Annotated in this window: 10 protein-coding genes; 9 read left to right on the top strand and 1 reads right to left on the bottom strand. The window is 68.3% G+C overall.

Features of this window, described 5'->3' with window-relative positions:
* The 8 genes from murG to BB334_RS02450 all read left to right on the top strand — a co-directional run.
* The coding region (gene murG, locus BB334_RS02485) for an undecaprenyldiphospho-muramoylpentapeptide beta-N-acetylglucosaminyltransferase (RefSeq protein WP_068804430.1) at positions 1-918 on the top strand (918 nt) is incomplete at its 5' end.
* On the top strand, positions 915-2,330 hold the full coding sequence (gene murC / locus BB334_RS02480; protein WP_068803970.1) for a UDP-N-acetylmuramate--L-alanine ligase: 1,416 nt from the start codon (positions 915-917) through the stop codon (positions 2,328-2,330). The genes murG and murC, both read left to right, overlap by 4 nt.
* A complete protein-coding gene (locus tag BB334_RS02475) occupies positions 2,327-3,241 on the top strand; it encodes a D-alanine--D-alanine ligase (RefSeq protein ID WP_068803968.1) in 915 nt (304 codons plus the stop codon). The genes murC and BB334_RS02475 overlap by 4 nt, the downstream gene beginning before the upstream one ends.
* Complete coding sequence (locus tag BB334_RS02470; RefSeq protein ID WP_068803966.1) at positions 3,234-4,076, top strand: cell division protein FtsQ/DivIB; 843 nt, start codon at positions 3,234-3,236, stop codon at positions 4,074-4,076. The genes BB334_RS02475 and BB334_RS02470 overlap by 8 nt, the downstream gene beginning before the upstream one ends.
* On the top strand, positions 4,073-5,302 hold the full coding sequence (gene ftsA / locus BB334_RS02465; RefSeq protein ID WP_068803964.1) for a cell division protein FtsA: 1,230 nt from the start codon (positions 4,073-4,075) through the stop codon (positions 5,300-5,302). The genes BB334_RS02470 and ftsA overlap by 4 nt, the downstream gene beginning before the upstream one ends.
* 141 nt (positions 5,303-5,443) lie before the next feature.
* Positions 5,444-6,586, top strand: a complete 1,143-nt coding sequence (gene ftsZ / locus BB334_RS02460; RefSeq protein WP_068803962.1) for a cell division protein FtsZ — start codon at positions 5,444-5,446, stop codon at positions 6,584-6,586.
* A gap of 194 nt (positions 6,587-6,780) precedes the next feature.
* Positions 6,781-7,698, top strand: coding sequence for a UDP-3-O-acyl-N-acetylglucosamine deacetylase (gene lpxC, locus BB334_RS02455; protein WP_068803960.1), 918 nt, complete (start codon positions 6,781-6,783; stop codon positions 7,696-7,698).
* An 8-nt stretch (positions 7,699-7,706) separates the two neighbouring features.
* A complete protein-coding gene (locus BB334_RS02450; protein ID WP_068803958.1) occupies positions 7,707-7,895 on the top strand; it encodes a hypothetical protein in 189 nt (62 codons plus the stop codon).
* Here the strand turns inward: BB334_RS02450 and BB334_RS02445 are convergent.
* Positions 7,892-8,323, bottom strand: a complete 432-nt coding sequence (locus BB334_RS02445; protein ID WP_068803956.1) for a DciA family protein — start codon at positions 8,321-8,323, stop codon at positions 7,892-7,894. The two genes, BB334_RS02450 and BB334_RS02445, sit on opposite strands and share 4 nt — an antisense overlap.
* 102 nt (positions 8,324-8,425) lie before the next feature.
* Here BB334_RS02445 and secA point away from each other — a divergent pair, with 102 nt between their 5' ends.
* Positions 8,426-11,161 carry a preprotein translocase subunit SecA gene (gene secA / locus BB334_RS02440; RefSeq protein ID WP_068803954.1) on the top strand — a complete coding sequence of 912 codons (2,736 nt, stop codon included), beginning with the start codon at positions 8,426-8,428 and terminating at the stop codon, positions 11,159-11,161.
* Positions 11,162-11,608: the final 447 nt, after the last annotated feature.

The following is an 11,608-nucleotide window of genomic DNA, read 5'->3' as shown; positions in this document are numbered from 1 at the left end:
GAGACCGCCTGGGTGCGATTCGGCGCGCTGCGCGGCAAGGGCCTGGTGCGCAAGCTGCTGCTACCGGTGAACCTGTTGGCGGGCTTCTGGCAGGCGCTGCGCGGCCTTCGCCGGGTGAAGCCCGACGTCGTGCTCGGCATGGGCGGCTACATCACCTTTCCCGGCGGCATGATGGCGGCGCTGCTCGGGCGGCCGCTGGCGCTGCACGAACAGAACTCGGTCGCCGGGCTGTCCAACCGGGTGCTGGCGCGGGTCGCCGACAAGGTGCTCTCCGGCTTCCCCGGCGTGCTCGACGGCGCCGAATGGGTAGGCAACCCGGTGCGCGCCGAGATCGCCGCGGTGGCGCCGCCCGAGGCGCGTTTCGCTGCACGCAGCGGTCCGCTCAAGCTGCTGGTGGTGGGCGGCAGCCTGGGCGCCGCGGTGCTCAACGAGAACGTCCCGCTCGCGCTCGCCCGCATCCCCGCCGCAGTGAGGCCGCAGGTGCTGCACCAGGCGGGCGAGAAGCAGATCGCCGCGCTGCGCGAGGCCTATGCTGCAGCCGGCGTCGAGGGCGAGCTGCGCCCCTTCATCGAGGACATGGCGGGCGCCTACGCGGAGGCCGATCTGGTGATCTGCCGCGCCGGGGCGCTCACCGTCGCCGAACTCGCCGCAGTCGGGGTGGCCAGCCTGCTGGTGCCCTTTCCGCATGCGGTCGACGATCACCAGACCGGTAACGCGCGTTTTCTCGCCGAGCGCGGCGCCGCCTACCTGCTGCCCCAGCGCGAGCTCGACGTCGCTCGCCTGACCGGCATCCTTTCGACTCTCGATCGCCCGCGTCTGCTGCAGATGGCGATCGATGCGCGCGCCCTGGCGAAGCCCGGGGCGAGCGCCAGCGTGGCCGCCGTCTGCGAGCGGTTGGCGGGCGGAGAAAAAGCATGAAGCACAAGGTCAGGCACATCCACTTGGTCGGTATCGGCGGCTCGGGCATGAGCGGCATCGCCGAGGTTCTGGTCAACCAGGGGTTCCGCGTCAGCGGCTCGGATCTTGGCGAAAGCGCCGCTACCCGTCGCCTGCAGGCGGCCGGGGCGCACGTGACGCTCGGCCACGACGCGGCCAACATCGCCGGCGCCGACGTGGTCGTGATTTCGACCGCGGTGAAGGGCGACAACCCGGAGGTGGTCGCCGCGCGGGCGAAACAGGTGCCGGTGGTGCCGCGTGCGCAGATGCTCGCCGAGCTGATGCGGCTCAAGAGCGGGATCGCGATCGCCGGCACCCACGGCAAGACCACCACCACCTCGCTGGTGGCGAGCATCCTCGCCGAGGCGGAGATGGATCCGACCTTCGTCATCGGCGGCCGGCTCAACGCCGCCGGTGCCAACGCGCGGCTCGGCAAGGGCGACTTCCTCGTCGCCGAGGCGGACGAATCCGACGCTTCCTTCCTGCTGCTGAATCCGGTCATCTCGGTGGTCACCAACATCGACGCCGACCACATGGACACGTACGGCCACGACTTCGCGCGCGTCAAGCAGGCCTTCGTCGATTTTCTCCAGCGCCTGCCCTTCTATGGCGTCGCGGTACTGTGCGAGGACGACCCCAACGTGCGCGAGATCATGCCGCTGGTGTCCAAGCACGTGGTGCGCTACGGCCTGTCGGAAACCGCACGGGTGCGGGCGGAAAACGTGCGCGCCGACGGCGGCCGGATGCTGTTCGACCTGGTGCGGGTCAATGGCAGGACCACCCGCTTGCCGATCGAGCTCAACCTTCCCGGCATGCACAACGTGCTGAACGCGCTGGCCGCGATCGCGGTGGCGTGCGAGGTGCAGGCGCCCGACGAGGCGATCGTCAAGGCGCTGGCCGAATTCAACGGCGTGGGCCGCCGCTTCCAGCGCTACGGCGAGATCCTGCTCGCCGACCTCGACGGCGACGAGGCGGGCAGCTTTACCCTGGTCGACGACTACGGCCACCATCCGGTCGAGATGGCGGCGACGATAGCCGCCGCGCGCGGCGCCTTCCCCGGCCGCCGCCTGGTGCTGGCCTTCCAGCCGCACCGCTATACGCGCACGCGCGACTGTTTCGAGGATTTCGTCAAGGTGCTGTCGACCGTCGATGCGCTGCTGCTGGCGGAAGTCTACGCCGCCGGCGAAGCACCGGTGGTGGCGGCCGACGGGCGCGCGCTGGCGCGGGCGATCCGGGTCGCCGGCCAGGTCGAGCCGGTGTTCGTCGAGGACATCGCCGACATGCCGCGCGCGATTCTTTCCGCCGCACGCGACGGCGATGTGGTGATCACGATGGGGGCGGGCAGCATCGGCGCGGTGCCGGCCAGGCTCGCCAATTACGAGGTGCAGGTGTGAACGAGCAGTTCGGCAAGGTTGCGGTCCTGTTCGGCGGTGCGTCCGCCGAGCGCGAGATTTCCCTGATGTCGGGGCGCGCGGTGCTCGCCGCCCTGCAGGAGGTGGGGGTGGACGCCCACGCCTTCGATCCGGCCGAGCGCGACCTCCAGGTTCTGAAGGACGAGGGCTTCGACCGCGTCTTCATCGCCCTCCACGGTCGCGGCGGCGAGGACGGCACGGTGCAGGGCGCGCTCGAGCTGATGGGGATCCCCTACACCGGCAGCGGGGTCATGGCCTCCGCGCTGGCGATGGACAAGTGGCGCACCAAGATGGTGTGGCAGGCCTGCGGCCTGCCGACGCCGCGCTACGCGGTGCTCGAAGCCGACACCGACTGGGATGCGGTGGTCGCCGAGCTCGGCCTGCCGATCTTCGTCAAGCCGGCGCACGAGGGCTCGAGCATGGGGGCGACCAAGGTCACCGAAGCCGCCCACCTGCAGGCTGCGTGGGAGCTCGCCGCACGCTACGATTCGCTGGTCATCGCCGAGGAGTTCATCGTCGGCGAGGAGCTCACCGCGCCCTTTCTCGAGGACCGTGCGCTGCCGCTGGTGCGCATCGTCGCCCCCGGCGGCAAGTACGACTACCACAACAAGTACTTCGCCGACGACACCCGCTACGACTGCCCGTGCGGGCTGCCTGCGGAGCAGGAGGCCGCGCTGCAGGCGATGGTGCTGAAGTCGGCGCGGGTGCTCGGCTGCCGCGGCTGGGGCCGGGTGGACCTGATGCTCACCGCCGACGGGCGGCCCTATCTGCTCGAGATCAACACCGCGCCCGGCATGACTGGCCACTCGCTGGTGCCGATGTCGGCGCGTGTGGCCGGCCTGAGCTTCGGCGAGCTGTGCCTGGCGATCCTCGCGGGGGCCCGCCTTGGCTGAGCTGCGCCTCGCCTCGCCTGCGGTCGTCCGTTCGGGGCGAGGCAGGGTCGTGCGTGCCTTGCCGGAGCGCGGTCTGTGGCACCGGCCGTCCCTGCTGAATCTGATCTCCGATCTGCTGATGCTGTTCGCCGCGCTCGCGCTCGGCTGGGCGCTGGTGCTGTGGTTCGTGTCGAGGCCGATCTTCCCGCTGCGCGAGGTCGTGGTGCTGACACCGCCCGCGCAGGTCACCAGCGCCCAGCTCGAGTACGTTGCGCGCACCGCGATCCACGGCAACTTCTTCACCGTGGACCTGCAGGCGGTGCGCGAGGGTTTCGAGAAGCTGCCCTGGGTGCGGCGCGCCGACGTGCGCCGGCGCTGGCCGGACGGCATCGAGCTGCGCCTCGAAGAGCATCAGGCGGTGGCCTACTGGACGGTGTCCGAGAGCGGCGACTCGCGTCTGGTGAACCGCCAGGGTGAGATCTTCGTCGCCGCGAGCAACGCCGACATGCCGCAGTTCGACGGACCGCAGGGTTCGTCGGGCTGGCTGCTCGCGCGCCACGAGGAGTTCTCGCGGATGCTCGAGCCGCTCGGTGCGAAACTGGTCGGGATGGGACTGTCGGCGCGCGAGGCCTGGCAGCTCACGCTCGACAACGGCCTCGTGATCATGCTCGGGCGCGAGCAGGAGCGGGCGCCGCTGCGGGACAGATTGGCGCGCTTCGTCGCCCTCTGGCCGCGCGTGCAGGAACAGATCGACATGCAGGTGGAGGTGGCGGACCTTCGCTACCCGGGTGGTTTTGCGCTGGCGCCCGTCGCGTCGGCCGCCGGGGAAACCCGGACAGAAAAGGGCAGGAAATGAGCAAGGAATACAAGGATCTGATCGTAGGGCTGGACATCGGTACCTCCAAGGTGACCTGCATGGTGGCCGAAGTGCGGCCCGACGGCCGGCTGAACGTCGTGGGTCTCGGCACCCAGCCGGCGAGCGGGCTCAAGCGCGGCGTGGTGGTCAACATCGAGGCCACGGTCGATGCGATCTCGCGCGTCGTCCAGGAGGTCGAGCTGATGGCCGAGTGCAAGATCCACGAGGTCTATGCCGGCCTCGCGGGCAGTCACATCAAGAGCTTCAATTCGAGCGGTACGGTCGCGATCAAGGACAAGGAAGTCTCGGGGCTGGACGTCGAGCGCGTCATCGAGGTGGCGCGCGCGATGCCGATCCCGGCCGAGCAGCAGGTGCTGCACATCCTCACCCAGGAGTTCATCATCGATGGCCAGGGCGGCGTGCGCGAGCCGATCGGCATGAGCGGCGTGCGCCTCGAGGTCAAGGTGCACATCGTCACCGGGGCGGTGTCGGCGGCGCAGAACGTCATCAAGTGCGTGCGCCGCTGCGGCCTCGAGGTGATGGACCTCAGCCTGCAGCCGCTCGCCTCCGCGCATGCGGTGCTGACCGAGGACGAGAAGGAACTCGGCGTCTGCCTGATCGACATCGGCGGCGGCACCACCGACATCGCGGTCTTCACCCAGGGCGCGATCCGCCACACCGCGGTGATTCCGGTTGCGGGCGACCAGGTCACCAACGACATCGCGATGGCGTTGCGCACGCCGACCTCGGAGGCCGAGGACATCAAGATGCGCCACGGGGTGGCGATGCACGGCCTGGCCGATGCCGACGACATGGTCGAGGTGCCCGGCGTCGGCGACCGCCCCTCGCGCAAGCTGTCGCGCCAGGCGCTCGCCGACGTCATCGAGCCGCGCGTGTCCGAGCTGTTCGAGCTGGTGCAGGCCGAGCTGCGACGCAGCGGTTACGAGGAGCTGCTGTCCTCGGGTATCGTGCTGACCGGCGGTTCGGCGGTGATGCGCGGCATGGTCGAGCTCGCCGAGGAGGTGTTCCACATGCCGGCGCGGGTGGGTGCGCCGCAGTACGACGGTGCCCTGGCCGACGTCGTCTGCCAGCCGCGCTACGCGACCGCGATGGGCCTGGTGCTGGAGGGGGCGGCGCAGCAGCGGCGTGGCCTGCAGGCGCGCGAGACGCGTGGGGTGAAGCAGATCTTCGGTCGCATGAAGTCCTGGTTCGAGAAGAATTTCTGAGGCGGACGCGTGGCGTCCGGTCGTTCGTGAAGGTCGTCGAGATGCCTTCCAGTGGGTTGCTTGACAGCTTGGCGCAAAAAGTGATCACGGGGCGTTCGGCGGTCGTTATACTTCGTGTTGTTTATCAAGGAGGCGAGGCAAATGTTTGAAATTGTGGAGAAGGAGCCGACAGGCACCGTCATCAAGGTGATCGGCGTCGGTGGTGCCGGCGGCAATGCGGTCGACCACATGATCCGCGAGGGCGTGCAGGGCGTGCAGTTCATCACCGCCAACACCGATGCGCAGGTCCTCAAGCGCAGCCTCTCACCGCTCAAGATCCAGCTCGGCACCAGTGGCCTCGGCGCGGGCTCCAAGCCCGAGGCCGGTCGCGCCGCCGCGCAGGAGTCGCACGACGCGATCGCCGCGGCACTCGACGGCGCGCACATGGTCTTCATCACCTGCGGCATGGGCGGCGGCACCGGTACCGGCGCAGCGCCGGTGGTGGCCGAGATCGCCAAGGAGATGGGTATCCTCGCGGTCGGCGTGGTGACCAAACCCTTCGATTTCGAGAACCGCCTGCGGGTGGCCGAGAGCGGCGTCGAGGAACTGACCCGTCATGTCGACTCGCTGATCGTCGTCCTCAACGACAAGCTGCTCGAAGTGTTCGGCGACGACGCCGGCTTCGAGGAGTGCTTCCGCAACGCTGACAACGTGCTGCGGTCGGCGGTCGGCGGCATCTCCGAGATCATCAACGTGCCGGGCCTGGTCAACGTCGACTTCCAGGACGTGCGTACCGCGATGGCCGAGATGGGCCGCGCGATGATGGGCTCGGCCGAAGCCGCCGGTCTCGACCGTGCGCGCATCGCCGCCGAGCAGGCCGCGGTGTCGCCGCTGCTCGAAGGTACCGAGCTCTCCGGGGCGCGCTGCGTGCTGATCAACATCACCGCCAGCAAGTCGCTGAAGATGTCCGAAGTGCGCGACGCGGTGAAGACCGTGCAGGCCTTCGCCGCGCCCGAGGCCTTCGTCAAGTACGGCACCGTGTTCGACGAGAGCATGGAAGACCGCATCCGCATCACCGTGGTCGCCACCGGGCTCGGCGCGCCGCGCTCCGCCCGCCAGCCGGTCATGCAGGTGGTGCAGGGCACCGGAACCTATGGTCCGGGCAGCGCCGGCGGTGTGGACATGAACAACCTCGACGTCCCTGCGGTGCTCCGCAGCGGCCGCCGCACCACGGTGGAGGCGATGAGCACGAACGGGATGGGCACCTACGACATCCCGGCCTTCCTGCGCCGCCAGGCCGACTGAGGGCCTGCCCCGCGCGAGCGGGCTGAAGACGGACACCTCCGCGCGCGCCGATGCCTCCGGCGCACGTGCAGGTGTCCGTCACTCGTTTACTGGGTTGTGCGGCGCAATATCCGCTTACCGATGCGTCGTCCTCGTGGGTCGGGGACGAAATCGGACGCGTGCTAGAATTTCCCGCCACGGAAGGAGCAAGGATCATGATCAGGCAACGCACGCTCAAATCCATCGTCCAGGCGACCGGCGTCGGCCTGCATGGCGGGCGCAAGGTCACGCTCCTGCTGCGTCCGGCCGCCCCCGACACCGGCATCGTCTTCCACCGCGTCGATCTCGATCCGCCGCTGTCGATGCCTGCCGACCCCTATGCGGTGTGCGACACCCGCATGTGCTCCGGACTGGAGAAGGACGGGCAGAAGGTCGGCACCGTCGAGCACCTGATGTCGGCGCTCGCCGGGCTGGGTATCGACAACCTCCACGTCGAGGTCGATGCGCCCGAGATCCCGATCCTGGACGGCAGTTCCGGTCCCTTCGTCTTCCTGCTCCAGTCGGCGGGGATCGAGGAGCAGCCGGCGGCGAAGAAGTTTCTGCGCGTCACCAAGGCGGTCGAGTACCGCGAGGGCGACAAGTGGGTCCGCCTCGAGCCCTACGACGGTTTCCGCCTCACCTTCTCGATCGTGTTCGATCATCCGGCGATCGATGCCACCTCGACCTCGGTCACCATCGACTTCGCCGAGCACTCCTACGTCCGCGATGTCGCCCGCGCCCGCACCTTCGGCTTCATGCAGGATGTCGACATGATGCGCGCGCACGGCCTCGCGCTCGGCGGCAGCATGGACAACGCGATCGTGATGGACGAGTATCGCGTGCTCAATGCCGATGGCTTGCGCTACGCCGACGAGTTCGTCAAGCACAAGGTGCTCGACGCCATCGGCGATCTCTATCTCTGCGGCCATCCGCTGCTTGCCGCCTACTCGGCGCACAAGGCGGGGCACGCGCTCAACAACCAGATCCTGCGCGTACTGCTCGAGGATGCCTCGGCGTGGGAGATCGTCACCTTCGACGACAAGGCGCCGAGCGCGGTCGAGCACCAGTTCGCCGCTGCCGCGCTGGCGGTCTGAGCGGGCCGATGCTGATCCTGCGCCTGTTCGCCCTGCTCGCGGTGCTCGGCATCGCGGGCTCGATCCTGCTCTGGCTGGTGACCGGGGATCCCCGCTTCAAGGCGTGGGCGTGGCGCGCCTTCCGGATCGCCCTGGTGGTGCTTTTCGTCTTTCTCGCCCTGTTCGCGCTCGAGCGGGTGCTGGCGCCGCTGGCCTAGTCGCGACCGCGCCGCACCAGCCGCTCGAGCGAGGTGCGCAGCGGAGAATCTTCCGGCAGGGTAGCGGCGAAGTCGGCGATGCCGGCCTTCGCTTCGGGCGAGATGTGGCGTTCCGGCGGCGGCCGCCGCCAGCTCGCCTGCTCCGGCGTCCCCACCTTCACCTTGATCGACTGCACCGGATAGCCCGCCTGCAGGAAATGCTCGGCGAGGCCGCCGGTCATCTGTTTGAGGCGTGCCGCCGCGGCGCCGCCGCGCGCCGAGATCACCAGCACCTCGTCCTTCAGGTTGGTGACCCGCGCCAGCGGCGCGAGCTGCGGCGGCAGGGCGCGCTCGAGCACGGCCTGCAGGCGGCGCAGGCGGCTGGCATGGTCCTGGAGGCGGGCGAGGGCGTCGCCGCTGCCGAGAAAACGCTGGAGAAGTCGGGCCATTGGGCGGGGGCGGATGAGGGCTGACGGAGGGCGACGACCTGCAGAGCGTCGGTAACGGCATGATAAACTGCCCGCTTTGCCGAATCGACGCCAAACCCAAACATGATCTCCGGCCTGCTCAAGAAAATCTTCGGTAGTCGCAACGACCGCCTGATTCGCCAGTATTCCCAGACCGTGCGCAGGATCAACGCGCTCGAAGCGGACATCTCCAAGCTGAGCGACGAGGCGCTGCGCGCGAAGACCGACGAGTTCAGGCAGCGCGTCGCCGACGGCGAGGCGCTCGACGCGATCCTGCCCGAAGCCTTCGCGGTGGTGCGGGAGGCGGGCAAGCGCGTGCATGGCATGCGCCACTTCGACGTCCAGCTGATCGGCGGCATGGTGCTACACAACGGCAAGATTGCCGAGATGCGCACCGGCGAAGGCAAGACCCTGGTGGCGACGCTCGCGGCCTACCTCAACGCGCTGTCGGGCAAGGGCGTGCACGTCATCACGGTCAACGACTATCTCGCCAGCCGCGATGCCGAATGGATGGGCCGCATCTACGCCTTCCTCGGCATGACCACCGGCTGCAACCTGTCCCGCATGTCTCATGACGAAAAGCAGGCAGCGTATGCGGCGGACATCACCTACGGCACCAACAACGAATTCGGCTTCGACTACCTGCGCGACAACATGGTGTACTCCACCGCCGAGCGGGTGCAGCGCGAGCTCAACTTCGCGATCGTCGACGAGGTGGACTCCATCCTCATCGACGAGGCGCGCACGCCGCTGATCATTTCCGGCCAGGCCGAGGATCACACCGAGCTCTACCTGAAGATGAACCAGGTGGCGCCGATGCTCAAACGCCAGGAGGGCGGCCTCGACGACAAGGACGCGGTGATCGAGGCGGGCGACTACACGGTAGACCTGAAGTCTCATCAGGTGCTGCTCACCGAGCAGGGCCACGAGACCGCCGAGCAGGTCCTGGTGCGGCTCGGCCTGCTCGAGGAGGGCGCCGGCCTCTACGAGCCGGGCAACATCCTGCTGGTACACCATCTCTATGCGGCGCTGCGGGCGCACGCGCTGTACCACAAGGACCAGCAGTACGTGGTGCAGAACGGCGAGGTGATCATCGTCGACGAATTCACCGGCCGCCTGATGGCCGGTCGGCGCTGGTCCGACGGCCTGCACCAGGCGGTCGAGGCCAAGGAAGGTGTGCGCATCCAGGCGGAGAACCAGACCCTCGCCTCGATCACCTTCCAGAACTACTTCCGCATGTACGGCAAGCTCGCCGGCATGACCGGCACCGCCGACACCGAGGCCTTCGAGTTCCACTCGATCTACGGTCTCGAGACGGTGGTGATCCCGACCAACAAGCCCACCCGCCGCCGCGACGACAACGACAAGGTCTATCGCACCGCGAAGGAGAAGTGGGATGCGGTGATCGCCGACATCCAGGACTGCGTGCAACGCGGCCAGCCGGTGCTGGTCGGCACCACCTCGATCGAGGTCAACGAGTATCTGTCGGAGCTGCTCCGGAAGGCCAAGATCGAGCACCAACTGCTCAACGCCAAGCAACATGACCGCGAGGCGCAGATCGTGGCCCAGGCCGGCCGCCCCGGCATGGTGACGATCGCCACCAACATGGCCGGCCGCGGCACCGACATCGTGCTCGGCGGCAACGTCGAGAAGGAGGTCGCCGCGCTGCGCGAGGACGGCGGCCTGCCGGCCGACGGGCTCGAGGCCCGCATCGCCGCGATGCGCGAGGAGTGGGCGAAGGTGCACGAACAGGTGATCGCGGCCGATGGCCTGCACATCATCGGCACCGAGCGCCATGAGTCGCGCCGCATCGACAACCAGCTGCGCGGTCGCGCTGGCCGCCAGGGCGACCCCGGTACGAGCCGCTTCTACCTGTCGCTCGAAGATCCGCTGATGAAGATCTTCGCCGGCGAGCGTCTCAACGCCATCATGGTGCGGCTGAAGATGCCCGAGGGCGAGGCGATCGAGCATGCGATGGTCACCCGCTCGCTCGAGTCCGCCCAGCGCAAGGTCGAGCAGCGCAACTTCGACATCCGCAAGCAGCTGCTCGAATACGACGACGTCGCCAACGATCAGCGCAAGGTCATCTACCAGCAGCGCAACGAGCTGCTCGAGACCGAGGACATCTCGGACACGATCCGCGCGATGCGCCAGGGCGTGCTGCACGATCTCTTCCGTCGCTACGTGCCGCTCGACAGCGTCGAGGAGCAATGGGAAATCGAGGCGCTGGAGACGGCCCTGGCCGACCTGCAGCTCGCGCTACCGGTGGGCGAATGGCTGAAGGCCGCGCCCAGCCTGGACGACGAGGCGATCCTGGCCCGCATCATCGATGCCGCCGAGGAAGCCTATGCGGCCAAGGTGGCGATGGTCGACGCGACCGCCTGGCATCAGTTCGAGCGCAACGTGATGCTGCAGAGCCTCGACACCCACTGGCGCGAGCACCTCGCGGCGCTCGACCACCTGCGCCAGGGCATCCACCTGCGCGGCTATGCGCAGAAGAATCCCAAGCAGGAGTACAAGCGCGAAGCCTTCGAGCTGTTCGAGACCCTGCTCGACACGGTGCGCGCGGACGTCACCCGGCTGCTGATGACGGTGCAGATCCGCGCCGAGGCCCAGCTCGAGGAGGCCGAGGCGCCGCCCGAGGTGGAGAACGTCCAGTACCACCATGCGGACTATGACGAAGCGCTCGGCGCGGGCAAGAGCGAGCCGGATGCCGCGGCGCAGCCGGTCGTCCATGCCGGGCCGAAGGTCGGCCGCAACGACCCCTGTCCCTGCGGCTCGGGCAAGAAGTACAAGCACTGCCACGGCAGTCTGAGCTGATTCTCGCGGCCGGCCCAGGGGCCGGCAGTCGCCCGTTTCAGTCCGCTGTTCGAGCGCTCCGGTGACCCGCTTCGGTCGCCGGAGCGTTTTTCGTTCGCGAGCGAGAGGATGGCCTCGAGCTTGCTGGCGTAAATTCATAGAATGTTGATTTAATAGCGATTTCCCTTCCCGTTTCGGGCATCTCCCAGCTTGACTCCGGCTGCATATGCAGTCTATAAATCATGCAATCGTACTTTCTCGTGGGCGCGTATCGCGCGTTCGAGGGCGGGGCGCAACAAGCGCGACGACGCGCGCAGCAGGGGGGTATATGGGTGAGCGAAAGGGGGTGCTGGTCGACCCCGGCGGGCGGATCGGCGCCGACTTGCTGGCGCTGGAGCTGCCTCGCTGGCGTTTCCAGGTGGTCGATAGCCTCGCCGCGGCGCAGAAGGCGCTGTCGCAGGCAATGCC

The organism is Thauera phenolivorans (assembly GCF_001696715.1).
GTDB lineage: Bacteria > Pseudomonadota > Gammaproteobacteria > Burkholderiales > Rhodocyclaceae > Thauera > Thauera phenolivorans.
The sequence above is the reverse complement of the archived record's forward strand: the minus strand, read 5'-3'. Positions and strand labels throughout refer to the sequence as shown.

Bases quoted from the DNA above. Each gene is read 5' to 3' on its own strand.
- BB334_RS02450 (WP_068803958.1), top strand. From the start codon at position 7,707: ATGCTGATCCTGCGCCTGTTCGCCCTGCTCGCGGTGCTCGGCATCGCG.
- murC (WP_068803970.1), top strand. From the start codon at position 915: ATGAAGCACAAGGTCAGGCACATCCACTTGGTCGGTATCGGCGGCTCG.
- ftsA (WP_068803964.1), top strand. From the start codon at position 4,073: ATGAGCAAGGAATACAAGGATCTGATCGTAGGGCTGGACATCGGTACC.
- secA (WP_068803954.1), top strand. From the start codon at position 8,426: ATGATCTCCGGCCTGCTCAAGAAAATCTTCGGTAGTCGCAACGACCGC.
- lpxC (WP_068803960.1), top strand. From the start codon at position 6,781: ATGATCAGGCAACGCACGCTCAAATCCATCGTCCAGGCGACCGGCGTC.
- BB334_RS02445 (WP_068803956.1), bottom strand. From the start codon at position 8,323: ATGGCCCGACTTCTCCAGCGTTTTCTCGGCAGCGGCGACGCCCTCGCC.
- ftsZ (WP_068803962.1), top strand. From the start codon at position 5,444: ATGTTTGAAATTGTGGAGAAGGAGCCGACAGGCACCGTCATCAAGGTG.